This window comes from Polaribacter sp. 2405UD43-2, from assembly GCF_058147125.1.
Genome location: NZ_JBYVJX010000008.1, coordinates 58,087 through 82,313, shown reverse-complemented (window position 1 = coordinate 82,313; position 24,227 = coordinate 58,087). Strand labels below are relative to the sequence as shown.

Sequence of the window (24,227 nt, the reverse complement as noted above, 5' to 3'; positions counted from 1 at the left end):
ATTGTGTCTGTAAAAGCAAAAAAACATTTAGGTCAGCATTTTTTAAAGGATAAAAATATTGCAAGAAAAATTGCAGATTCTTTAACCGAAAACGGTTATAATGATGTTTTAGAAATTGGCCCAGGAATGGGAGTTCTCACAAAATATTTATTACAAAAAAAGTCAAAAGTAACCGTTTTAGAATTAGACTCAGAATCTGTGATGTATTTAAATGATAGTTTTAAAAAAGAGTACATCAATCTAAATACATCAAAAGAAAAGTTTCAGATTATAGAAGGCGATTTTTTAAAGAAAAACATTCAAGATTTTTTTAAAGAAAAACAAGTAGCCATTATTGGCAATTTTCCTTACAATATTTCTAGTCAAATAGTTTTTAAAGCCATAGAAAATAGAGCGTTTGTTCCAGAGTTTTCTGGAATGTTTCAAAAAGAAGTTGCTTTAAGAATTGCAGAAAAAGAAGGCTCTAAAGTTTACGGAATTCTATCAGTTTTAACTCAAGCTTTTTACAATGTTGAGTATTTATTTACAGTTCCGCCAACAGTTTTTAATCCGCCACCAAAAGTAGATTCTGGCGTAATTAGATGCATCAGAAAAGAAAACTATACTCTTGCAGTAGATGAAAAACTATTTTTTAGAGTGGTAAAAACCGCCTTTAATCAACGAAGAAAAATGTTAAGAAGCAGTTTAAAATCATTCAATCTTTCGGATTCTTTAAAAGAAGACCCTATCTTTGCTAAAAGACCGGAACAATTATCTGTTGCTGCCTTTATAGAACTCACTCAAAAACTGGCTGATAATGGCATTTAAAATCACTTCAGAATTTCTAGAAAACCTAACAGAGCTTATTAATACTAGCAATAATGCTGCAATAACAAATCTTTTTAAAGAAACACATTATGCAGATGTTGCCGAAGTTTTAGACGAAGTTAATTTTGATGAAGCCGTTTATATCATTAAACTTTTAGATAGCGAAAAAACATCAGAAATTTTAACAGAATTAGATGATGATACTCGTGAAAAAATCTTAGAAAATTTATCGGCAAAAGAAATTGCAGAAGAAGTAGAAGAAATGGATTCTGATGATGCTGCAGACATTATTGGAGAACTTTCTGAAGAACGACAAGAGCGTGTAATAAATGCTTTAGAAGATGATGAACTTGTAGCAGATATTAAAGAACTTTTATCTTACCAAGAAGATACTGCTGGTGCTTTAATGGCAAAAGAATTGGTAAAAGTTTACGAAACTTGGACAGTTGCTGGTTGTATGCGTAGAATTAGAGGACAAGCAAAAGATGTAACTAGAGTGCATTCTATTTATGTTGTAAATAAAGAAGATAAATTGGTGGGAAGATTGTCTTTAAAAGATTTAATTATTGCAAAATCAGACCAAAAAATAGCAGACATAGCAAAATCTAAAGTAGATGCTGTAAATGTAAATGAAGATGATGAAGAAGTTGCAAAAATAATGGCAAAATACGATTTAGAAGCTATACCAGTTGTAGATGATAACAACGTTCTTTTAGGTAGAATTACGATTGATGACATTGTAGATGTTTTAAAAGAAGAAGCAGACAAAGATTATCAAATGGCGGCAGGTTTAACCAAAGATGTAGATTCTGATGATAGCATTTTACAATTAACCCGTGCAAGATTACCTTGGTTGTTTTTAGGCTTGGTTGGTGGTATTGGAGCTTTTTTAATTATGGAAGGTTTTCACGGAGTATTTGCTAAATATGCAGCTTTATTCTTTTTTACGCCATTAATAGCGGCAATGGCAGGTAATGTTGGTGTACAATCGTCTGCAATTATTGTGCAAGGTTTAGCCAATGATGATGTAAAAGGAAGTATTAATAGAAGGCTTTTAAAAGAAATGTTTTTAGCACTTTTAAACGGAGTAATTCTAGCTGTTTTTTTATTTCTTTTTGTGTGGATTATTAAAGGTAAAATAGATTTAGCTTTAGCAGTTTCTGTTTCGTTAGTGGCAGTAATTGTAGTGGCAGGTTTAATTGGCACATTTGTACCTTTATTTTTAAATAAAAGAGGTATAGACCCTGCAATTGCAACAGGACCTTTTATTACAACTTCTAATGATATTTTTGGTATTTTACTCTATTTCTTAATAGCTAAGTTTATTTTAGGCATATAAAAAACCTCTCTGATTTTTCAGAAAGGTTTTTCTCTTTTTCTAATTTTGGTATCCCCCTAACTATACCTGCAATTACTTCCCTAAATTTTGTGGTTAAATAATTATAGGTCAAAAATACAATGGTACTTTTAGTTAAGTATGTAAAAAACCGAAAGTTAAAATGTGGGTTTCCGCAAAAAGAAAATTATTAATCAATAATACCTAATTCTTTTGCTTTTAGAACCAAATCTGTGTTGTTATTTGCATTTAAATCTGCGCGTAAATTTCCTAATTTTGTTTCTATAGAACGTAACTTTAAAGGCACACCATCTCCTTTTTTTATAATTCCTTCTAGATTCGCTATTTTAGGTTGATTTGGCAATTCTTTTAATATCTGAATAGCCACATCATCCATTTGAATTTGAATAATATTTCTACGCATTATTTTTTGATGAATTTCGTGTGTATAATAATAGTCGTTAGCTAACATCTTCTGTACAGCAAAACCTATTTCTGTAGCATCGCATTTGCTTTTTAATAAATATGCATTGGGGTTTAAATTGCTAATAACATTGTAGACTCTATTGGTTTCTGTATGGCCTGTAATTACAGCAATTTTTATGTCAATTTCATTATTTTTAATCGCTTTAATCAACTCTTCACCACCATCTAAATTAGTGTCTTCTGTTGTATTGTCAAAACTTAAATCGGTAAATAATAGATGAAAAGGGTTTGTTTTTTGATGGTTTTTTATCAGCTGAAAAGCTGCATCGCAAGTATTTGTGGTTACCACATCAAAATCGCCAACTTCTTTTAAAGAACAAAGTATGCCTTGTAGTACTAATTGATGATCATCTACTATTAAAATTCTTGTTTTAGTTTCCATTTTTAGGGATTTCTATATGTATGTTGGTTCCGTTTTCTGGGTTACTTTTTATTAAAAAAACACCATTAATTTCTTCAATTCTTTCTTTCATATTTTTTAAGCCAATTCCTGTTTTATTAGCTTTAGTATCAAAACCTATTCCATCATCTTTAATCGTTAAAATAATTGACTTCTTGTTTTCATTAAAACTTAAAATCACATTTTTTGCATTGGCATATTTATCTATATTTTGAATACTTTCTCTAATAGATAAAAATAAAGTTCTTTTTATAGAATTGTTAATTTCTTTCCATTTAACAGTATTCATTTCTTTTATTTTAATTAAAAACGCTGCATTAAAATAATCTGAAACTAAATTTATTATTTGATTATTAAAAGAAACCTCATTAAAAGAAACACTACTTAATTTATGCGACAATGTTCTAACATTCTCTTTAACTCTTTCTAGCTCTTTTGCTTCTTCTAATAATTTATTTTGAGCTAATTTTTTGTGCAGCATTCTTATATCTCCGGCAACTTCATCGTGCAAAGATTTTGCTATTTGTTGCCTTTCTTTTTCTCTTGCTTCTACCTGTTGTAATTTAGATTCATACAACAATTTTTTTCTTCTATTAGAAACAAAAGTTACACCAAAACCAATAAATAAAATACTAGCACCAGCAACTAGCCAACCTATTGTTTTTTGTTGTTCTTCGCTTTCTAATTCTAGTTGTTTTTTTTGATTTTCAGTTTTTAAATTCGCATTTTCTAGTTCTTTTTTTTCTGTTTCATATCTAATTTTTGCAAATTGATTTTTCATCAACCTTTCTTTAACATTTAAACTATCGTTTAATTGAATATATTCTTTTAAATATTTTTTTGAAGTTTTACCTTTTGTTAAATCAGAAAGTAACTTTAATAAATCTAAAGTTCGATTGTTTATTTTTGCTTCTTTAGATATCTTTAAACCTTCTTTGGCATAAAACAACGCTTTTTCTTTGTTCCCTTTGTCTTTAAAATAGTAAGCTAATAAATTATTTGTACTAACAGAAAGTCCTATATGTTTTTCTTTTTTACTTATCTCTAAAACTTTATTATAGTTGCTTAATAAGTTTTTTTCATTGTTTAAGTGATAATTGTTAAAAGTTCTATTCTGTAAAAGCAAAGCATATTTTAAGGGGAACTTTTCTTCTATGCTATCAAATTTATTTAATCCTTTTTTTACAATGTCATTTGCTTTTTTATATTCTCTTTTAAGTTGATGTATTAAATTCACATTAATATAATAATTTAATGCAGATTTAATTACAAGATCAGTAATCTTGCACTTACTTAAATAATTTAAACTTAAATCAAAGTATTTTAACGCTTCTTTAAATTCATTTCTTCGTTTAGATACAAGTCCTAAATAATTATATAAATTTGCTTTGATTCTGTTCAAATTTGACTTTTCTAAATATTTTATAGCCCTAATTATAGTTATTTCTGAACCTAACAAATCATTCTCCTTCAATTGAACAGCTACAATATTCGTCATCCTACTTCCAGCAGTAACAGTGTCTCCAAGGATTAATAAAAGGTTTTTAGATTTATTGTAATGATAATAAGCACTATCGTGTATTTCTTTATATTTATAATAGGTTGCTATGTAGAAATGTACTTTTTGTATTTTATGTAAATCTTTAATTGTTTCTGCATTTTGTTTCGCCAAAAAACTATATTTTTTTAAAGAATCGTATTTTTTTTTTCTAAAATACATTAAGGCTATTTGAATATTTGCATCAAATTTTAAACTATCATTTAAAGGTTTTGATAAAAGAGCTGCTTTTAATGCATAAGATTCTTTTACTTCTTGTGGTAACTTTTTATTATTTATCTTTTTAAGATATTTAAGAAGTGTGTCTTTCTTTTCTTGAATTGTATTTTGAGAAAAAAAAGAAATTGAAAAAGAGAAAAAGAAAAGAAAAAAAGATTTTTTCAAAAGGTTATTTTAAAATTAAAAAACCTTAAATTGACTAAGGCTTTTTTTATGAGTAATAAATTAATCTTATTTTTTAATCTGGATCTTCTCCTTCTTCTCCTTCTTCTCCTCCTGTTTTAAGATCATCTCCTTCTGGATTTAAACTCATTGCAAATTCTTCTAAATTGTTTTCTTGAAAATTCATTTTTTTGATTTTTTGTTTAACTCTTTAAAAATAAAGTTTTAGATTTAAAAAACAAACGTTTTATTGCATTTTTTGAAATAAATCCCAAAGTACAACACCTGTGGTTACAGAAATATTTAAAGAATGTTTGGTGCCTAATTGCGGAATTTCGATACACAAATCAGAAGCGTTTACAACTTCTTGTTGCACACCTTTTACTTCATTTCCCATAACAATTGCATATTTCTGATTTTTCTCAGGAAAAAAATCGTTCAGTTTTGTGCTATTTTCAGCTTGTTCTATGGATAAAACTTTAATTTTTAAATCTTTGAATTTTTGAATCAACGAAAGCGTGCTTTCTGCATACTCCCAATCTACAGATTCAGTTGCACCCAAAGCAGTTTTATGAATGTCTTTGTTTGGCGGAGTTGCACAAATGCCACAGAGATAAATTTTTTCAATTAAAAAAGCATCAGAAGTTCTGAAAACTGAACCAATATTATTCAAGCTTCTAATATTGTCTAAAACGACAATTAATGGTGTTTTTTTTGTTGATTTAAACTCATCTACTGTAATTCTGCCTAATTCGTTATTCTTTAATTTTCTCATTTTTTAGTCTTTAGCTTTTGGTCTTTAGCCTTTAAAAAAACTAGTTGAAAACTAACAACTAAAAACTAACGACTAACAACTTTTTTCTATCTTCGCAAAACTAATTGAAATTTTTCAAAAATTGGCAAAATCAAAAGCTAAAAAGGTAACTCCTTTAATGAAACAATACAATGCAATCAAGGCAAAATACCCTGATGCAATGTTGCTTTTTAGAGTGGGAGATTTTTACGAAACTTTTGGTGATGATGCTAAAAAAGCTGCTAAAGTTTTAGGAATTACCTTAACAAAACGAGGTGCAGGCAGTGATTCTGAAACTGCCTTAGCTGGTTTTCCGCATCATTCTTTAAATACCTATTTACCAAAATTGGTAAAAGCAGGAATGCGTGTTGCCATTTGCGATCAATTAGAAGACCCAAAAATGACTAAAACCATTGTAAAACGAGGTGTTACAGAATTAGTTACCCCTGGAGTTTCTTTAAATGATGAAGTTTTACAAACTAAAAAAAACAACTTTTTAGCAGCAGTTCATTTTGATAAAAAACAACTCGGAATTTCCTTTTTAGATGTTTCTACTGGAGAATATTTAGTGGCGCAAGGAAATGCAGAATACATCGATAAATTATTGCAAAACTTTAATCCGAGTGAAGTATTAGTTCAAAAACAACACAAACAACAATTTTTAGAGTTATTTGAAAATCGATTTTATACTTTTTATTTAGATGATTGGGTTTTTCAAAAAGAATATGCAAATGAAACTTTACAAAATCATTTTGAAGTAAAAAACTTAAAAGGTTTTGGAATTCAGGATGTTAAAAATGGAATTATTGCTGCTGGGGCAGTCTTATATTATCTTTCTGAAACACAACACAATCAACTAAAACACATACAATCTATTAGTAGAATTGCAGCAAATAATTATGTTTGGATGGATAGATTTACAGTCAGAAATTTAGAGTTGTACAATCCGAATTCTGTAAACGCTGTTACACTTTTAGATGTAATTGACAAAACCATTTCGCCAATGGGAGGAAGGTTGTTAAAACGCTGGTTAGCGCTTCCTTTAAAAAATATTGAAGATATTAAAAATCGTCACGAATTGGTAAAGTTTTTTATAGATGCTGATAGTTTTTCGCAAACAGTAACCTATCAACTAAAACAAATTTCTGATATCGAAAGATTGATATCTAAAGTTGCCACAGGCAAAGCTTCACCCAGAGAAATTGTTTTATTAAAAGATTCTTTAAAAGCAATTTTACCTATTAAAAATGAAGCTGAAAAAAGTAAAAATAAAGCGGTTCAAAATTTAGGAAATCAACTACATTCTTGTGATGTTTTAATTGATAAAATTACAAAAACGTTGTTCGATGATGCGCCAGTTAACATCAATAAAGGAAATGCAATTGCCAATAATGTGCATCAAGAATTAGACGATTTAAGAGCGATTTCTTCATCTGGAAAACAGTTTTTAGATGATATGCTAAAACGTGAAACAGAACGCACAGGAATTACGAGTTTAAAGATTGCGTTTAACAATGTTTTTGGCTATTATATTGAAGTTAGAAATACACATAAAGACAAAGTTCCTGAAGAATGGATTCGTAAACAAACCTTAGTTTCTGCAGAACGTTATATTACTGAAGAATTAAAAGAATACGAAACTAAAATTTTAGGAGCTGAAGAAAAAATTGCCCAATTAGAGCAAGAAATTTTTTCTAAATTATTGCAATATGTTATTGGTTTTGTTCATAAAGTGCAAGAAAATGCGCAAATTATTGCAAAAATTGACTGTTTATTGTCTTTTTCGGTTTTAGCGATTGACAACAATTATGTGCGTCCAATTATAGATAAAAGTACAGATTTAGATATTAAAAACGGACGTCATCCTGTTATAGAAAAACAACTACCAATTGGTGAAGATTATATTGCCAATGATATTGTGCTAAACAGAAATCAGCAACAAATTATTATGATTACTGGACCCAATATGTCTGGTAAATCTGCCATTTTAAGACAGACTGCTTTGATTGTTTTATTGGCTCAAATGGGAAGTTATGTACCTGCTCAAAATGCAAAAATTGGCATTGTAGACAAGATTTTTACCAGAGTTGGTGCCAGTGATAATATTTCTATGGGAGAATCTACTTTTATGGTAGAAATGAATGAAACAGCATCCATTTTAAATAATATTTCTGAACGTAGTTTGGTTTTATTAGATGAAATTGGTCGTGGAACCTCTACCTATGATGGAATTTCAATTGCTTGGGCAATTTCAGAATTTCTGCACGAACATCCATCTAAAGCAAAAACTTTATTTGCCACTCATTATCACGAACTGAATGAAATGACCACCACTTTTGAGCGCATTAAAAACTTTAATGTGTCTGTAAAAGAGTTAGAAGACACTATTATTTTCTTGCGTAAATTGGTTTCTGGCGGCTCTAATCATAGTTTTGGAATTCACGTAGCAAAACTAGCAGGAATGCCAAATATGGTAATTCATAGAGCTAATAAAATTCTAGCTCAGCTAGAAAAAAACAACAAAAATGCTGAAGTAAAAGATGTTTTAAAACAGGCTCAACACGAAGAAATGCAACTCAGTTTCTTTCAATTAGACGATCCTTTGTTAGAAAATATTAGAGAAGAAATATTAGCTACAAATATTGATACTTTAACACCAATTGAAGCATTAATGAAATTGAATGAAATTAAACGTATGTTGATTAAAAAGTAGCTGTTAAGTGTTTAGTTGCACTTAACAGCTTGTTCATATTCTTCCCCATCAATATTATAAATTAAAGTATTATTTGAAGAATTGTACATACTCTTCGTAAAGTTGTCATAAAGTTTTACATCTTTTAGCTTAAAATAATTCTCAATACATTTATCACTGACAGTAAATCGCAGTATAATTTTTTTTACACCTTCAAAAGGTTCTCCTATTCCTTTTTTTGTACCATATAAAACTGAAGAAATAGAAATCTCTCCATTAGGTAAAATAGAATAATTTTTGTGGTTCACATTTTGTTTATTATATAAATTTAATTCAACATTTTCAGATGTTAAGTTTTTGTACACAAAACGAGTAGTTAAACTACCTTCATCATCTTTATTTCCACATGAAAAAATGAAAAATGAAATTAGTAAAATGTTAATTCCAATAATTAAATAACGCATCCAAATTGTTTTCTGTTCCATTGTTATATTTATTTTTAATATTATCTCTCCAGCTATTCCAAGTTTCTTGATGAATTAACGCATCTTCTATTTGTCTTATTGTATAGCCATTAACTGATTCTCCAAAGGTAAAAGTGTTGCCAAATCTGTTGTCATTATCTATCATATCCATTACAGCCAATGTGTAATTTGGTCTTATTTCAGGGGCTCTGTAAGTAGGGTATACCATTCTTGTTAATTCCCATTGCACACCCCTAGCCCAAGATTCTTTAACTTTAGTTTCAGAATCATTAAAATCACTTCTATCCATATTCCAGTGAGATCCGTGAGCCAATTCATGTATAACAGTAGCATAAGTATCCATAGTGGGTCTTTGGTATGTGTATATTTTAATTGGACTATATAAACCAAAGGCCCTCCAACCAGCTGTATGTGAACCAAGACTTCCTTCTTCAGAAACATTTTCTTTAAAAGCTCTAATTTTCATTTGCGTTCTCCAAAAACTATTTTGAGGTGGTCTCCTCAACCCTTTAATATCTTTATAGTAATAATGATGAGCAGCTCTAAAAATAGTAGCATAATATTCCTGTGTACCACCTTTTATATTTAAATTCCAATCACCTCGTTTTTTGGGGCCATTATATTTTGCACTTGACAACCATGACCATCTTATAGAAAAATTATCACGTTTCCATTTTATCTTATAATTTGCGGGTCTTCTAAATCTTCCATTACAAGAATAACGCCCTAGAGAATTAGTAATTCCTGTATGAGTTGTAAACCATCTTCTAGCTCTAACTCTTACGCCTTCTATTGGAACATAACTCCCATTTGTAGTCGTGGTTATATATTTATAAACAGCTCTTCTGCATTGGTTATCTATTGGCCTTATTAATTTTTCTAATTGTTCAGTCTTTTGTGCTATTAGTAAAATACGATCTCCATTATCACCACAGTCATAATATTCCCAATGACTAAAGACTCTAGTTGTAGACGTAGTTTGACCAATATTATCATCCCAAACTTTAATTGTTCCTGCTGGGCGCCATTTACTAGCTCTTGCTAAAGTACTTGTTTCTTCTTTTAATAATGTACCTTTATCTTCTAGATTGCCTGTTAATTTTAAAGATTCAGCAACAAGTAGTTTTTCATAACTATTGGGAACATTTTCATTGTCAGGAATAAATAAGTTTGATAAAATAACATACTCAATTCCTTCGGGTATTTTCTTTCCAATTGGAATAGAGGCATAATGAAAAGTTGGTTGATTAATAGGAACTTTAGGGTCATGATAGTAATCTCCTATTTGAAGAATTTCATAGTCTAAAGGAAAATCATAAGCAATTAAAGATGTATCTTTTTCAATTATTCCAAGTTCATCACTATTTTTCGGAATAAACTTTACATAGTAATGACTTGTTGATATATTAATATTATTAGTTGATTTTGCTGAAAATTTAGAAGAAAATTTAAGACTTTGCAATGCCTTTTTCATATTTTCAACAGAATATGGGTTTTCTAATTGTTTTCCTAAAATAATTTTTTCTCCAAAAGCTAAATCATTTTCAATTTTAAGATTTTCAATTGAACTATTAGGTTCTACAAAATCATCTTCATTTTGACAGGAATAAACTAATAGCCCAATCAAGGCTAGAGTTAAAAATCGTAATTTGCTTTTTTTCATAATTTTTGTTTTACATTTTTGCTAATCATTTTTTTATAAATAAAAAGTTATTCAATCACCTGTTTTTTTAAGTATAGTAAAAAAACTTCTAGTTTTTAACTATTATTTTTATGCATTTTCTGCTTAATAAAAATAGAAAACAAATAAAAGCCTGTCAATCCCTGAAAATGGGGTTTTTTCTTCTCACGGAAAACCGTTAGACTATTCACTGTTTTCCGTTACCTAAAAAATGTCCATTAAACAAACCCTTATTTTAGTCTCTATGAAACGTATCTTGACTAAAAAGTAATTATCTTTGCACAATGAGTTCTATTTTGTTATTTATAAGCGGACCAGAAATTATGGTTATTATGTTAATTGTAGTAATGGTTTTTGGTGCAGATAAAATACCTGAAATTGCCAGAGGTTTGGGCAAAGGAATGCGTCAAATAAAAGATGCTACAAACGACATTAAACAAGAGATAAAAGAAAGTTCTGACAAGCAAAAAGTTGCTACTGATGCAGTATCTGATACAGCAAAAGAAACTACCAAAGGTATTAGTGAAGAATTTCAAAGAGTTAAAAAAGATATAGACGATATTACTGGGCCCATAAAGCGTAATTTATAGTTTTGAAAAACATTATAAAATATCCTGTTTTTCTATTCTTTTTTGTTGTTATTTCTTCCTGTAAAAACCACAACAACCTTATTTCTGAAGAAGAAAACACAAAACCAATTGCGAATACTTTTTATGCTGCCGTAGATATTTCTTACTACCCAACCATTAAAGAAAAAGGAATTTCCTTTTACAACAGAAAAGGATTAAAAGAAGATTTTTTACAAATTTTAAAAAATAATGGCGTAAATACAATTCGTTTGCGTTTATGGCATTCTCCTAAAAACGCACACGCAAGTTTTAAAGAGGTTGAAGCTTTTTCTAAAGAATTAAAAAAACTAAAGTTTAAAGTTTGGTTAACTGTACATTATTCAGATACTTGGGCAGATCCTGGTCATCAGAAAATTCCGAAAGCTTGGCAAAATACTTCTTTTACTGTTTTAAAAGACAGTGTTTACAATTATACTGCTAAAATTATTAAAAAAATTAATCCAGATATTATTCAAATTGGAAATGAAATAGATGCAGGTATATTGCTTCCTATTGGTGATATTGGTTCTAAAAAACAACAATTTTTAGGTCTTTTAGAAAAAGGAATTGCTGCTGTTAGAAATAACAATTCTAACACTAAAATTATGATTCATAAAGCAGATTCTAAAAATGCTTCTTGGTTTTTTAATCTTGTAAAACCTTTAAATTACGATTTAATTGGCGTTTCTTATTATCCTAAATGGCATGGAAAAGATTTAACCGTTTTTGAAAATCAACTTAAATTCTTAGACAAGAATTATACGCAAGATATTGTTTTAGCAGAAACTTCTTATCCTTTTACATTAAATTGGAACGACAATACAAACAATGTTATTGGTAATAATTCTCAGATTATTTATCCTCAGTTTCCTGCAACTTTAGAGGGTCAAAAAAACTATTTGCAAGAAATTAAGACAATTGTAAAATCTTTAAAAAAAGGCATTGGTTTTGGCTATTGGGGAGCAGAATGGGTTGCTTTTAATGGTACAAGTTCTACAAATGGATCTTCTTGGGAAAACCAAGCTTTGTTTGATTTTAACTTAAAAGCCACACCAGCTTTAGAAATTTTTAAAGATTAGTTTTTACTCTACTTACTGTTAAACCATCTCTAATTGGCAACAAAACAGTTTCTATTCTAGCATCAGAATTTAAGAGTTTATTGTATTCTAAAAGTACTTTTGTGTCTTTATCTTTTGGGTCTAACTTTTCCACAACTTTACCGCTCCACAATACATTGTCGGATAAAATAATGCCGCCAGAATTCATTTTATCAATAATTAAATGAAAATAATTGATGTAGTTAGATTTGTCTGCATCAATAAAAACCAAATCAAATTTTTTATCAAGTTGAGGAATGATTTCTAAAGCATTTCCAACCAATTGTTCTATCTGATTTCTATATCCAGATTTCTCAAAATATTTGTTTTGCAAAGTTTCTAATTCTTCATTTTTATCAATCGTGATGATTTTTCCTTTAGGATGCAATCCTTCTGCTAAACACAAGGCAGAATATCCTGTGTAAGTTCCTATTTCTAAAACGTTTTTAGGTTGCATTAACTTAGAAATCATAGACAAAACTCTACCCTGAAAAGCACCACTCAACATTCTCGGATTCAACACTTTCTGCCAAGTTTCTCTACTAAGTTCTTTAAGAATTTGTGGCTCTTGTTGAGAATTTTCTACAACGTAATGGTCTATCTTTTTGGGTAAAAAAAGCATACTTATTGTTTGTTTGGGCGCAGTCAAAAACTAAATAAATCGTTAAAATAGAAACCTCTCGAAAACTGCGTTTATAATTTTAATCAAAATATATTTTGATTTTATGAATGTTCGAGTGGGCATTTTCGTTATCAAAAGTACAAAAAAACGGAATCTATATTGCTATAAATCCCGTTTCAATCTAACAAAAAATCAAAAAATGTGATTTTTTAAAAATCACGAAAAATATTTTTATTCTTTAATTTTTTCTAATTCTTTTTTAAGAGCTTCTTTGTCTTCTTTTGGCATACAATGTTTTAAGTCTTTACAACTACTAGCATATCCTTTGTAAATTTTTGTTAATGTTAAATTTTGTTTTGTATACTTAAAACAAATTTTACATCTTATAAAATGAATATTTAATTTTATTTTTTCTAACAGGGTAGCCTCTCCATACTGATTTTTATCACAGATAGTTGTGGCTTCATTACAAGTAATTTTAAAGGTTTTAAACATCATCTTAATTATTAAACCAGTTATCTTCCATACATTTTCTGAGCTGTGTTCTTGCTCTATGAATAATAACCCATAAGTTTGACGCTGTAATGTCTAACTCCTTACAGATTTCTTCTGTTTCAAATTCTTGTATGGTTTTCATTCTAAAAACCATCCCATATTTTTCTGGCAAAGCATCAATACAGTTTTCTAACTGATTTTTTAATTCTTCGTTTTCTATAGATTTTTCAGATTGATTGTCCCAACTTTGTGGCACTCTTTCTTCTAACCAATTTCCTTCATTTTCTCCATCATTATAAAAATTCATTCTAACTTCTGCCTGACCCTTTTTAGAGTTTATTTTTCTGTAATGATCTATGATTTTTCTTTTTAAAATAGAAACCAACCAAGTTCTTTCTGTAGATTTTCCTTGAAAGTTTTTAGCAGATTTTAATCCTGCAAAAAAAGTGTCTTGCACAAGATCTTTGGCTAAATCGCTATTATTAACACGTACAACAGCGTAATTATACATATAATCTGCATAATTATCTATCCATTTGTCTGTATTTAATACAACTTGTTCTTGCGCCATCATTTAAAATAAAAATCAAATATAATGTTAATTTTTATTATTTAACATGCTACAATTTTCCTTTCTTCTCATATCTACTAAATAAATAATTTCCCAGTTTCCGTTATTGTTAAATAACTGAAAAGAATTTGCCCCACAATGACTAAATTTTCCGTTTAAATAAAACTCATAAGGAGCCCAAACTGAAGCTAAATTTCCATCAATTTTAATGGTATAAGAAAGTAGTTTTTCTAAATAAACATCTTCTGGTTTTTTGTTGGCAACGCCTTTTAATAATTTAGATTTACCTTGTGTTCTAAGCTTTTTTTCTCCTTTTCTATTGGTATAAGTAGTTTGAATTTTAATTTGCTCATGTAACGTGCTTTTTAAAAGAGTGCTATCACCTTTTTGTAAACCATCAAAAAAAGTTATAATAACTTGTTTTACCTTTTTTTCAGCATCATTTTTTTGTGCAGAAATTGTTACAGAAAACACAATAGCAATTAATAACGTAATAATTCTTGGCATAAAAGTTTGATTTTTAAAACCCTAAAATTAATTAAAATAGTAATTGAAAATTTCTAATCATTTAAGATTAACTAAATATTAACTTGTTTTATTTCTGTTGATATTTCTTACATTTACATCATCATAAAAAATAAAAAATATGTCTACAGCAAAGAAGGAATATAAAAAGGTTACCGTAAAATCTCTTGTGGATATGAAGAAGAATGGAGAAAAAATTTCTATGTTAACTGCATACGATTTTACAATGGCTAAAATTTTAGATGGCGCTGGCATTGATGTACTTTTAGTAGGAGATTCTGCATCTAATGTAATGGCAGGTCATGAAACTACTTTGCCAATTACTTTAGATCAAATGATTTACCACGCAAGCTCTGTTGTAAGAGCAATAGACAGGTGTTTAGTTGTAGTAGATTTGCCTTTTGGTAGTTATCAATCTGACCCTAAAGAAGCATTGCGCTCTGCCATTAGAATTATGAAAGAAAGTGGTGGACACTCTATAAAATTAGAAGGCGGAAAAGAAATTAAAGAATCTATTAAACGTATTTTAAATGCAGGAATTCCTGTTATGGGGCATTTAGGTTTAACGCCACAATCTATTTATAAATTTGGTACTTATACAGTAAGAGCAAAAGAAGAACAAGAAGCAGAAAAATTAATGAAAGATGCTTTACTCTTAGAAAAACTAGGCTGTTTTGCTTTGGTTTTAGAAAAAGTTCCTGCTAAATTGGCAAAAAAAGTTGCAGACTCAATTTCTATTCCTGTCATTGGAATTGGCGCAGGAAATGGTGTAGATGGTCAGGTTTTAGTTACGCATGATATGATTGGAATGACACACGAATTCCATCCGCGTTTTTTACGCAGATATTTAGATTTGTATAAAGATATGACTGGGGCTTTTAAATCTTATATAAGTGATGTAAAAAGTGGTGATTTTCCTAGTGAGAAAGAGCAATATTAAATATAGGTTTTTAGATAGCCAGATTATTAGATAATTGGATATTAAAGTATCTCTAAATTTTAATTTATAAAAAATGTTCTTTCTAACAATCTAGAAATCCAAAAATCAAAATATGCATAGATATAAAGATTTAAAATTTTGGCAATTAAGCAGAACCTTTTGTAAAGAAATTTATTTAACAACAAAATCTTTTCCTGATGATGAAAAGTTTGGTTTAATTTCACAATTAAGAAGAGCTTCTGTTTCAATTCCTTCAAATATTGCTGAAGGAGCTTCAAGAAATTCTAATAAAGATTTTGTTCGGTTTTTGACAATATCATTAGGTTCTTGTTATGAAATAGAAACTCAATTGCTAATTTCTTTTGATTTAGGTTATATCAATAAATCAGATTTAGAAGAATTAAACAATAAATTACATCAAATTATAAAAATGATGTCTAGATTTATTTCTACTCTAAAAGTCTAACAATCCAAATATCCAATAATCTATTTTGAAAATCTTACATCTAGACACAAATCATCCTCTTTTACTAAATCAACTTAATGATTTAGGATATCAAAACGATGAAGATTACACCTCATCAAAACAAGAAATTGAAGCCAAAATTCATTTGTATGATGGTTTTATTATTAGAAGTCGTTTTTCTATTGATAAAAAATTTTTAGACAAAGCCACCAACCTAAAATTTATTGGTAGAGTTGGATCAGGTTTAGAAAATATAGATTGTGATTATGCTACGTCAAAAAAAATAGAATTAATTGCGGCTCCTGAAGGAAACAGAAATGCAGTTGGCGAACATTCTTTAGCAATGCTTTTATCACTTTTTAATAAATTAAATAAAGCCGATAAAGAAGTTAGAAACGGAAAATGGTTGCGCGAAGAAAACAGAGGAATTGAACTCGATGGAAAAACAATTGGTTTAATTGGCTATGGAAATATGGGGAAATCTTTTGCTAAAAAACTACGCGGTTTTGATGTTGAAGTGCTTTGTTACGATATAAAACAAAATGTTGGAGATGAAAATTGTAAACAAGTTTCTTTAAAAGATTTACAAGAAAAAGCAGACGTTTTAAGCTTACATACACCACAAACTGAGCTCACAAAAAAGATGGTAAATACTGATTTTATCAACAGTTTTAAAAAGAATTTTTGGCTGATAAATACTGCGCGCGGATCTTCTGTAGTAACAAAAGATTTAGTTGCTGCATTAAAATTGGGTAAAATTTTAGGAGCAGGTTTAGATGTTTTAGAATACGAAAAATCATCGTTCGAAAACCTGTTTTCTGATGATAAAATGCCTGAGGCTTTCCAATATTTAATCAATTCAGAAAATGTTCTTTTATCACCTCACGTTGCTGGTTGGACATTTGAAAGCAAAGAAAAACTAGCCCAAACTATTGTAAATAAAATTAAAGCAAAATTTTATTAACTTGTCAACATCAAAATATGATGTTATGCAATACAAAGCAAATTCACCAGAAGATTATATCAATCAAGTTCCTGAAGAACGGCAAGAAACACTAAAAAAATTACGAAAAATCATCAACAAAAATTTGCCAAAAGGCTTTGAAGAAGGTATGCAATATGGAATGATTGGGTATTATGTGCCACATTCTAAATATCCTAATGGCTATCATTGCAACCCTAAAGAACCTTTGCCTTTTATGAGTTTTGCATCACAAAAAAACTCCGTAAATCTATATCATAGTGGCATTTATGCAGTTCCAGAAATTAACGATTGGTTTGTAAATGAATATCCAAAACATTGCAAACGCAAATTAGATATGGGTAAAAGTTGCATCCGGCTTAAAAAAATGGATGACATTCCTTTTAATTTAATTGCAGAATTATGTAAAAAAATTACGGTTAAACAATGGATTGCTATTTACGAAACCAACACTAAAAATAAGTAGTTTATGAAAAAAAGAGTTACAGGAATTGGCGGTTTATTTTTTAAATCTGATGATGCTAAAGCCTCTAAAGAATGGTACAAAAAACACTTAGGTTTTAATACAGATGATTGGGGTTGTACTTTTTGGTGGAAAGATAAAGACGGAAAAGAATGCACTACACAATGGAGTCCGTTTGCAAAAGATACTTCTTATTTTGAGCCATCAAAAAAAGACTTTATGTTTAATTATAGAGTTGAAAATCTAGAAGAATTATTAGAAGCATTAAAAAAAGAAGGAGTTACAATTGTAGGTAAAATGCAAGAATTTGAGTATGGAAAATTTGGCTGGATTTTAGACAATGAAGGAAATAAAATTGAGCTTTGGGAACCTATTGACAAAGCTTTTAAATAAAATAAAAACCTAATTATTAATCAATTATGGAAGACAATAACTTAGAAAATAAAAAAGATGTAAACTCTTTTACAAATGATGCTAAAGAAATATTAGATAACGTAAAAGAGAAACTAGATGAAACTTTTTCTGATGAAAACATTGAAAAAGTAAAACAAAAAACAGAAGAAATAAAGGAAGATATTAAGGAAAAAGCCGTAGAATTTAGCAATGATACTAAAGAGGCTTTAGATATAATTAAAGAAAAAGGAGCTGAATTAGCAAGTGAAGCCGCAGAACATTTAGCTGATTTTGCAGAAGATGCAAAAGAAGAAATAGAGGAAGTTAAAGAAAAATCTAAAAACTTTTTTCAAAGATTATTTGGAAAATAAACCTTACTAAATATTTTAATTAAAATTGCACTCTAAAAACTATATTTGGTGTAAATACTAATGAAACTACGTCTTTTTTAGAAAGACTAAGTTTATTGTCTTCATCAGAATCAATTACAAAATCTCTTTGTAAAATATTTTTTCTATTATAAATATTTAAAAAAGAAACACCTATTTTACCTTTCCATTTTTTATTAGTACTAAAATTAAAAGAATAGGTACTAGAAAAATCTAATTTATGATAATAAGGCAATCTACTTCCATTTAATTCTTTTTGATAAATAATTTGGTTTTTAGAATCAATTCCTAGAGCATTTGTATAAGGAATCCCTGTTCTAAAATTCCACCCTAAAGAAAAACTATAATTTCCTACTTTTAAGTTATGAGACCATAATAAATTATGTCTTATATCAGAATTTATTGCAAATGGTTTTCCTTTATTTATATCAGAAAAAGTAAGTTTAGAATCACTAAAACTATAACTTAACCAAGAACTATAATTGTTCCATTTTTTTTGAAGCAGTATATCAATTCCTTTTGCCTCACTTTTTCCTTCAGAATAATCGTCACTAACCGTTTGAAAACCTTTGCTTAAAGAGGTTAACCCTGTTGTGTTTTTATTGTAAAAATCAATATCTAAGGTCCAATTATCTTTTTTAAAAATAAACCCAAGAGTAAATTGCCTACTTTTTAAAATAGGTATATTTTCATTTGTAGACAATGCCCAGATTTGATTTTCTAATCCAAAATCTAACGTTGTAAATTCTAATAATTGACTAATGTTTTGTTGTTTGGCCTCTATAGAACCCTTAGCCCAAAAATTTGAAGAAAGAAGTACCTGTGCATAAACTCTTGGGGCAAAAAAAACTTTATTTGTTAAAGAAAAATAATTAGCTCTTGCTCCAATTTGTAAGGTTAATTTTTTAGATTTGTTATAAACATATTCACCAAAAATTGCATGCGAATTATTTATATTTGATTCTTCTAAAAAAGTATTAAAATTAGAATTAATTTCATTTGTTCTATTGAGTTTATAAAAAACCTTATTGTTAGAAAACTGATATCCAAAATTATAAGTCGTCTTTAAATTTTTCTTTACCTTAATAGAAGTTTGGAAATTTGCTTCCGTATTTTTATTTAATTTAACACTATTTTGATTTTCATTTTTAGGCAATAAAATTGTATTACGCTTATAATCAAAATCAAAATCAGATAAATAAAAGCTGGTGTTTTGAACTAATTTATCATTCCAATTTCTTACCCATTTACTACTAAACCCTTTATTTTGAACGTCTAATGCATCTGTTATTTTAAAAGAATTATCTACTCGTTTAGACAAAAACTCTAATTTATTTCTTGTAAACAATTGATTAAAAACCAGCTTATCTTTTTTTGAAGGCTCATAAACTATTTTACTGTTAAAATCTAGGAAATGAAAATCTGTTGAAGAATAAATTTCTAACTCTTCTAAAATATTTTTTAAAGAAATAACTGTATTTTGAAACACTTTATCCGATAGTTTTTTAAAAGTATTTGTATTAAAAAAATCTCTAAAAGATCTTCTTGCCGAAAAAGAAAAACTTAAATTATTTTTTAATTTTAGCTTTAAAAATGCGTCTGTATGTGTTAAATTAAAACCAAAACCCCCAGTGGTTTTACGAGCTAATTCTTCATTTGTTTTAATATCTATAACACCCGAAATATGATTGCCATATTTTGCGCCTGCACCACTTCTATAAACTTTAATTTTTTCTGTTATATAAGGGTTAAAAGCAGATATCATTCCAAAAAAATGAGCGGAATTATACATTTTAATTCCATCAAAAAGTATTAAGTTTTGATCTGGTGTACCGCCTCTAATATGTATACCTGAAGCTGTTTCTTTTGGACTATTTATTCCTGGTAATAACTGAATACTTTGTAAAACATCTGGCTCTGTTAAACCTGGTAAAATTCCTAGTTTTTTTGACGAAATAACAATAGAACCATCTTTCTTTTTAGATATCCCTCCTGTTAAATAGTTAGTGATTAAAATTTCGTCTAAAACAGCAGTTATTTCTGTTAAATTAAACTTTTTACAGGGAGATTTTAAGAATTCTTTTGCAAGAATTTTTACTGGTTTAAAACCCACAAAACGAATGTTTATAGTGTCATTTTCTTTTATTGAGGATAACTGAAAATAACCTTTGTTGTCTGACGTTGTTCCTATTGCTTTAGAACTGGTAGTTATTGTTGCTCCTTCAATTGGTGTGTTAGAGAATGTGTCAAAAAGAAAACCACAAACTATATTTTTTGCATGCTCGTTTTTATCAGAAACAATAATATATCTTTTAGTGGCTTTTTGAAATACTAATTGGGTTTTTGATTGAATTTCTTGCAATATTTCATAAAGCGTTTTATTTTTTAAGTTAATAACTATAAATTGATTTGCTATTAATTTATCAGAAAATGAAAATTTAACACTATGCTTTTTTTCTAATTCAAAAAACACCTGATTTAGAGGTGTGCTTTTGAATTCTTTTTCTTGTGCTTTTATAGAAAACACTTCAATAAAAAGAGTACATAAAATTAGTAAAAAGTGTTTTTTCATTTATTGCTTTTGTAACACAACTGTTTTTTCGTCCTTAAAGGTAACACCTATTTTCATAGGAACAAAAACTGTTTGCAAAGCAATTTGTAAATTTTTATGAGTAAAGCTTCCTGTAAACTTTTTATTTACATCAATTTTTGAAGCATCTATGGTAATTTTATATTGATCTTTTAACGCTTTTATCACATATTTTAAAGGAATACTTTTAAACGTGCTCTCTCCTTTTTTCCAAGAAGGTTCTAGCTCTGTAACATTCCATTTTTCTGGTAAAGAATCTTTAATTTTTCTAAAAGCATTTCCTTTAGTTAAAATGTTTTGATGCTCTTTAGTTGCTGCTTTTACTTTTCCCTCAAAACAAGTAACTTCAAAAAGATTTTTGTCTGTTTTAACATTAAATTGTGTTCCTAAAACAGTAACTTTTCCTTCTTTAGTTTCTACAGTAAAAGAGCTACCTTTTTCAACTCTAAAATAAGCTTCACCATCTAGTTTTACGGTTCTGTTTTCATTCCATTTGTTCTTATTATAACTAATGGTAGTATTTGCATTTATAACAACTTTAGAATTATCTGGTAAAACAATTGCTAATTGTTCTCCTACTCCAGAAATATGTTTTTCTGGTAGATTTAAAAATTGAAAAACACCAAATATGATTACAATAGATGCTGCAATAGCATACATCCAAGGTTTAAAAAGAGAAATAACTTTACTCTCTTTTTGTTGTTTAATTTTATATTGAATATTATTAAAAACTTTGTCTTTATTAAATTCAGGAACCTGTAATTCTGAAGCTTTTTCTGTAATTTTTTTGTAGATTAAAAAATCCTCTGAAGCTTCAAAATCTTTTTTCTCATCTGCTGTAAGCTCGTTATTAAGCCAACGTGCAAGAAAAGTATCTGAGTAATTTTTATTCATAATTGTTTCTTTTAAAATATAACAGTTTATTAAAGTTTTACCCTACATTTATATATTACCTATCTTTTGTCTTAAAGTTTTTAACGCTAAACTCATTCTTTTTTCTACAGTTTTTATAGATACATCTAATAATTCTGCTATTTCTCTGTATCTTTTTTTGTCTATTCTGTTTAATAGAAAAACCTCTCTTTGCTTTTCTGGTAAATCTGCAATTGCTGTTTGCAACTTTGTCATAAACTCTTTTTCTTCTAATAAAAATTCAGGGCTTTCATTTGTTTGATGTGAAGTTTTTTGTTGTTGATGTTTTAGTACAACTTTTTTATGCGCATACTCATTTAAAAAAAGATTATTTGCAACCGTAAATAAGAATGATTTTGCTTTATCAACAAAAACTTTTGCGCAGTTTTTCCAAAGCTTAATAAACGCTTCTTGCACAAAATCATCTGCAGCTGCAGCATCACCACATTTGTAATAAATAAAGTTTCTTAAAGTTTTAGACTGCGTGTTATAGACTTCTTCAAAAACCTTTGGTTCGCAGACAGATTTTTTTTCTTCCATTTAAGACAAACATAGCAAAATAAATTGAAAATAAATAGGGTAAACTTTTTCTTAATTGTTTAACTATTAAGAAGTGCTAATTTTTTAAAAAATAAAACAGCAATTATGAAAATTTTAAAAAATATAATTTGGATAGTATTATTTTCTGCGTCTATAATATTTTTAAGCTCTTGTAATAAAGAAGAAGGTTTAGAAGCTAATAATATTGAAAAAAATGAGAACTCGAAAAAAGAAAATAAAGGTGAGATAACCCTCTATAATGTAAACAATGGAAACCTAACAAAAGTAACTGATTATAAGGTAACTGGAGTTGATTTAAGTTTTCAAAAAGACACAAAAAAGCATCAACAAATTTGGGCTTTAGTAAGAAAAATTGTTCCCTTAAATCAGCTTGAAAAAATGTCGGAATTTATGATTTATAGTGGAGAAACTGATGGAAGTGCTGGCTTTGTTTTTGAAAGAAACGAAGAATTAAGTAAATGGAGAATGGGAATTGCAATCGATTTTGCTTTTGAAGGAGGGTTTAATAAAGATGGCGAACTTGCCTATACTATTATTCATGAATTTGGGCATATACTAACCTTAAACAACCTGCAAGTTAATTCTTCTATTACAGAAGATAATTGCAAGAATTTTTTTACTGGCGAAGGTTGTGCAAAACAGAATTCTTATATAAATGAATTGTTTCAAAAATACTGGAAAGATATTGAAGAAGAACACCAGAAAGCAGGAAAAGATCAAAGTTCTCAAGAAAGGTTTTACAAAAAATATAGCAATAGATTTGTAACAAGTTATGCTTCTACAAACACAGGAGAAGATATGGCAGAAGTTTTTGCAACTTTTGTAACCAAAAAAGACAAGCCTAAAGGAACAACTATTGCAGAAAAGAAAATTCTGTTAATGTATCATAGAAGTGAGTTGGTTGATTTTAGAAATCATATTAGACAAAACCTACAGTTAAAAGGAAAAGGAAATAATATTGCTTTTGTATTACCTAAGCCTGGTTATTGGAAACAAGCAAACACATTTGGTAACCCTTACAAAACAAAATGTAGACATTAGTTTTAGAAATAAATTCTATGAAATATTCCGTTTTATCTTTTGTTTTTTTATTGATGATTAGCTGTTCTTCACAAAAAAAAGTTGAGCAAAAAGAATTAATTTACTACGGTAAAACACCATGTTTAGGCAAGTGCCCAGTTTTTGATCTTTATATTTTTAATAACGGAAAAGTAATTTATGAAGGCATAAAAAATGTTACAAAAAAGGGGAAACTCACTTTTAGTATTTCTAAAAAAACACTCAAAGAAATTAGTAATGAAATTTCTAAATTAAACCTAAAAAGTGATGCAAAGTTAATAAGAGATTTTCCTAATACAATTATTAAAATTTCAGGTAAAAAAATAGTTTTACAAGATTTAAATAAAATTAAAAAACTTGATAAGTTATTTAAAAAAATAATGCCTATTTATTAGGTTTTTATGGTTGGTTGATTTTGAAAGCTCTTATAATTAATTATAAGAGCTTTCTATTTTAATTGTAAATTTGAAAAAATATCAGAAAAAATGAAACTACTATCAAATTATCCAACAGAGATTTTAATCTTACTTTTTTTAATTGTCACTTTTTTACAATCTGGAATTGATAAAATTTTAGACTGGAAAGGAAATGTTGATTTTATTAAAGAGCATTTTAAAAATTCTCCTTTAAAAAATAGCGTACCCTTATTGTTAGCAATTATTTTAGCTATAGAAATTATTGCTGGTATTTTTATGATTATTGGGGTTTATCAAATTTATTCGTCTGGAGTAAAAGAAATTGCTTTATTAGGTGTTGAGCTTTCTGCTATCACTTTAATTTTTTTACTTATTGGTCAACGTTTGGCAAAAGATTATGCAGGAGCTATGTCTTTAGCTGTCTATTTTATCATAACTCTTTGGGGAGTTTATTTATTAAATAGTTAAAAATTATAACAAATAATTTATCTATAAGTTTAATTTATAAAAAAAGCTCTT

26 protein-coding genes are annotated in these 24,227 nt (G+C 28.3%); 14 read left to right on the top strand and 12 right to left on the bottom strand.

Annotated elements, in window-relative coordinates:
• Positions 1 to 3 precede the first annotated feature (3 nt).
• Together rsmA and mgtE are read left to right on the top strand one after the other, a co-directional pair.
• On the top strand, positions 4 to 807 hold the full coding sequence (gene rsmA, locus ACY2RX_RS11630) for a 16S rRNA (adenine(1518)-N(6)/adenine(1519)-N(6))-dimethyltransferase RsmA (protein WP_490104157.1): 804 nt from the start codon (positions 4 to 6) through the stop codon (positions 805 to 807).
• The gene (mgtE, locus tag ACY2RX_RS11625; protein WP_490104156.1) at positions 797 to 2,146 is read left to right on the top strand and encodes a magnesium transporter; all 1,350 of its coding nucleotides are present in this window, start codon (positions 797 to 799) and stop codon (positions 2,144 to 2,146) included. Before rsmA ends, mgtE begins: the two co-directional genes overlap by 11 nt.
• Positions 2,147 to 2,333: 187 nt before the next feature.
• On the opposite strand, the gene ACY2RX_RS11620 is transcribed toward mgtE, so the two are convergent.
• From ACY2RX_RS11620 to ACY2RX_RS11610, 3 genes are all read right to left on the bottom strand, one after another.
• The gene (locus ACY2RX_RS11620; protein WP_490104155.1) at positions 2,334 to 3,011 is read right to left on the bottom strand and encodes a response regulator transcription factor; all 678 of its coding nucleotides are present in this window, start codon (positions 3,009 to 3,011) and stop codon (positions 2,334 to 2,336) included.
• A complete protein-coding gene (locus tag ACY2RX_RS11615) occupies positions 3,001 to 4,971 on the bottom strand; it encodes an ATP-binding protein (protein ID WP_490104154.1) in 1,971 nt (656 codons plus the stop codon). Before ACY2RX_RS11615 ends, ACY2RX_RS11620 begins: the two co-directional genes overlap by 11 nt.
• Before the next feature lie 244 nt (positions 4,972 to 5,215).
• Complete coding sequence (locus ACY2RX_RS11610; protein ID WP_490104153.1) at positions 5,216 to 5,743, bottom strand: RNA methyltransferase; 528 nt, start codon at positions 5,741 to 5,743, stop codon at positions 5,216 to 5,218.
• A 157-nt stretch (positions 5,744 to 5,900) separates the two neighbouring features.
• On the opposite strand from ACY2RX_RS11610, the gene mutS reads away from it, so the two are divergent.
• Complete coding sequence (gene mutS, locus ACY2RX_RS11605) at positions 5,901 to 8,474, top strand: DNA mismatch repair protein MutS (RefSeq protein ID WP_490104193.1); 2,574 nt, start codon at positions 5,901 to 5,903, stop codon at positions 8,472 to 8,474.
• Between the two features lie 11 nt (positions 8,475 to 8,485).
• Here the strand turns inward: mutS and ACY2RX_RS11600 are convergent, their stop codons facing one another.
• Positions 8,486 to 8,938 (bottom strand): hypothetical protein, encoded by a 453-nt coding sequence (locus tag ACY2RX_RS11600; protein ID WP_490104152.1) that lies wholly within the window; start codon positions 8,936 to 8,938, stop codon positions 8,486 to 8,488.
• A complete protein-coding gene (locus ACY2RX_RS11595; protein WP_490104151.1) occupies positions 8,892 to 10,601 on the bottom strand; it encodes a hypothetical protein in 1,710 nt (569 codons plus the stop codon). Before ACY2RX_RS11595 ends, ACY2RX_RS11600 begins: the two co-directional genes overlap by 47 nt.
• A 302-nt stretch (positions 10,602 to 10,903) precedes the next feature.
• On the opposite strand from ACY2RX_RS11595, the gene ACY2RX_RS11590 reads away from it, so the two are divergent.
• Together ACY2RX_RS11590 and ACY2RX_RS11585 are read left to right on the top strand one after the other, a co-directional pair.
• Positions 10,904 to 11,209: a Sec-independent protein translocase subunit TatA/TatB gene (locus ACY2RX_RS11590; RefSeq protein WP_490104150.1), complete on the top strand. Its 306-nt coding sequence runs from the start codon at positions 10,904 to 10,906 to the stop codon at positions 11,207 to 11,209.
• 2 nt (positions 11,210 to 11,211) lie between these two features.
• A complete protein-coding gene (locus ACY2RX_RS11585; protein WP_490104149.1) occupies positions 11,212 to 12,306 on the top strand; it encodes a glycoside hydrolase family 53 protein in 1,095 nt (364 codons plus the stop codon).
• On the opposite strand, the gene ACY2RX_RS11580 is transcribed toward ACY2RX_RS11585, so the two are convergent.
• From ACY2RX_RS11580 to ACY2RX_RS11565, 4 genes are all read right to left on the bottom strand, one after another.
• Positions 12,296 to 12,946 (bottom strand): O-methyltransferase, encoded by a 651-nt coding sequence (locus tag ACY2RX_RS11580; protein ID WP_490104148.1) that lies wholly within the window; start codon positions 12,944 to 12,946, stop codon positions 12,296 to 12,298. The two genes, ACY2RX_RS11585 and ACY2RX_RS11580, sit on opposite strands and share 11 nt — an antisense overlap.
• Positions 12,947 to 13,177: 231 nt before the next feature.
• Entirely contained in the window at positions 13,178 to 13,444 is a 267-nt protein-coding gene (locus ACY2RX_RS11575) for a hypothetical protein (RefSeq protein WP_490104147.1), read from the bottom strand.
• A gap of 1 nt (position 13,445) precedes the next feature.
• Complete coding sequence (locus ACY2RX_RS11570) at positions 13,446 to 14,012, bottom strand: sigma-70 family RNA polymerase sigma factor (RefSeq protein ID WP_490104146.1); 567 nt, start codon at positions 14,010 to 14,012, stop codon at positions 13,446 to 13,448.
• Positions 14,013 to 14,039: 27 nt separating this feature from the next.
• Positions 14,040 to 14,519 carry a nuclear transport factor 2 family protein gene (locus ACY2RX_RS11565; RefSeq protein WP_490104145.1) on the bottom strand — a complete coding sequence of 160 codons (480 nt, stop codon included), beginning with the start codon at positions 14,517 to 14,519 and terminating at the stop codon, positions 14,040 to 14,042.
• Between the two features lie 139 nt (positions 14,520 to 14,658).
• Here ACY2RX_RS11565 and panB point away from each other — a divergent pair, with 139 nt between their 5' ends.
• The 6 genes from panB to ACY2RX_RS11535 all read left to right on the top strand — a co-directional run bounded on the left by panB (position 14,659) and on the right by ACY2RX_RS11535 (position 18,152).
• Complete coding sequence (gene panB, locus ACY2RX_RS11560) at positions 14,659 to 15,477, top strand: 3-methyl-2-oxobutanoate hydroxymethyltransferase (RefSeq protein ID WP_490104144.1); 819 nt, start codon at positions 14,659 to 14,661, stop codon at positions 15,475 to 15,477.
• Between the two features lie 112 nt (positions 15,478 to 15,589).
• Positions 15,590 to 15,943: a four helix bundle protein gene (locus ACY2RX_RS11555; protein ID WP_490104143.1), complete on the top strand. Its 354-nt coding sequence runs from the start codon at positions 15,590 to 15,592 to the stop codon at positions 15,941 to 15,943.
• 25 nt (positions 15,944 to 15,968) lie between these two features.
• The gene (locus ACY2RX_RS11550; protein ID WP_490104142.1) at positions 15,969 to 16,907 is read left to right on the top strand and encodes a 2-hydroxyacid dehydrogenase; all 939 of its coding nucleotides are present in this window, start codon (positions 15,969 to 15,971) and stop codon (positions 16,905 to 16,907) included.
• Positions 16,908 to 16,932: 25 nt separating this feature from the next.
• Complete coding sequence (locus ACY2RX_RS11545; protein ID WP_490104141.1) at positions 16,933 to 17,391, top strand: DUF1801 domain-containing protein; 459 nt, start codon at positions 16,933 to 16,935, stop codon at positions 17,389 to 17,391.
• Positions 17,392 to 17,394: 3 nt separating this feature from the next.
• Entirely contained in the window at positions 17,395 to 17,781 is a 387-nt protein-coding gene (locus ACY2RX_RS11540; RefSeq protein WP_490104140.1) for a VOC family protein, read from the top strand.
• A 26-nt stretch (positions 17,782 to 17,807) separates the two neighbouring features.
• On the top strand, positions 17,808 to 18,152 hold the full coding sequence (locus tag ACY2RX_RS11535) for a YtxH domain-containing protein (RefSeq protein WP_490104139.1): 345 nt from the start codon (positions 17,808 to 17,810) through the stop codon (positions 18,150 to 18,152).
• A gap of 19 nt (positions 18,153 to 18,171) precedes the next feature.
• Here the strand turns inward: ACY2RX_RS11535 and ACY2RX_RS11530 are convergent, their stop codons facing one another.
• From ACY2RX_RS11530 to ACY2RX_RS11520, 3 genes are read right to left on the bottom strand one after another with little or no spacing between them, the layout of a single operon-like run.
• Positions 18,172 to 20,742, bottom strand: coding sequence for a TonB-dependent receptor (locus ACY2RX_RS11530; RefSeq protein ID WP_490104138.1), 2,571 nt, complete (start codon positions 20,740 to 20,742; stop codon positions 18,172 to 18,174).
• Entirely contained in the window at positions 20,743 to 21,654 is a 912-nt protein-coding gene (locus tag ACY2RX_RS11525) for a FecR family protein (RefSeq protein WP_490104137.1), read from the bottom strand.
• A 48-nt stretch (positions 21,655 to 21,702) separates the two neighbouring features.
• A complete protein-coding gene (locus ACY2RX_RS11520; RefSeq protein ID WP_490104136.1) occupies positions 21,703 to 22,212 on the bottom strand; it encodes an RNA polymerase sigma factor in 510 nt (169 codons plus the stop codon).
• A gap of 105 nt (positions 22,213 to 22,317) precedes the next feature.
• Between ACY2RX_RS11520 and ACY2RX_RS11515 the strand changes: the two genes are divergently transcribed.
• From ACY2RX_RS11515 to ACY2RX_RS11505, 3 genes are all read left to right on the top strand, one after another.
• A complete protein-coding gene (locus ACY2RX_RS11515; RefSeq protein WP_490104135.1) occupies positions 22,318 to 23,274 on the top strand; it encodes a zinc metalloprotease in 957 nt (318 codons plus the stop codon).
• Between the two features lie 17 nt (positions 23,275 to 23,291).
• The gene (locus tag ACY2RX_RS11510; RefSeq protein WP_490104134.1) at positions 23,292 to 23,687 is read left to right on the top strand and encodes a DUF6438 domain-containing protein; all 396 of its coding nucleotides are present in this window, start codon (positions 23,292 to 23,294) and stop codon (positions 23,685 to 23,687) included.
• A 90-nt stretch (positions 23,688 to 23,777) separates the two neighbouring features.
• A complete protein-coding gene (locus ACY2RX_RS11505) occupies positions 23,778 to 24,176 on the top strand; it encodes a DoxX family membrane protein (protein WP_490104133.1) in 399 nt (132 codons plus the stop codon).
• The last annotated feature ends 51 nt before the right edge of the window (positions 24,177 to 24,227 follow it).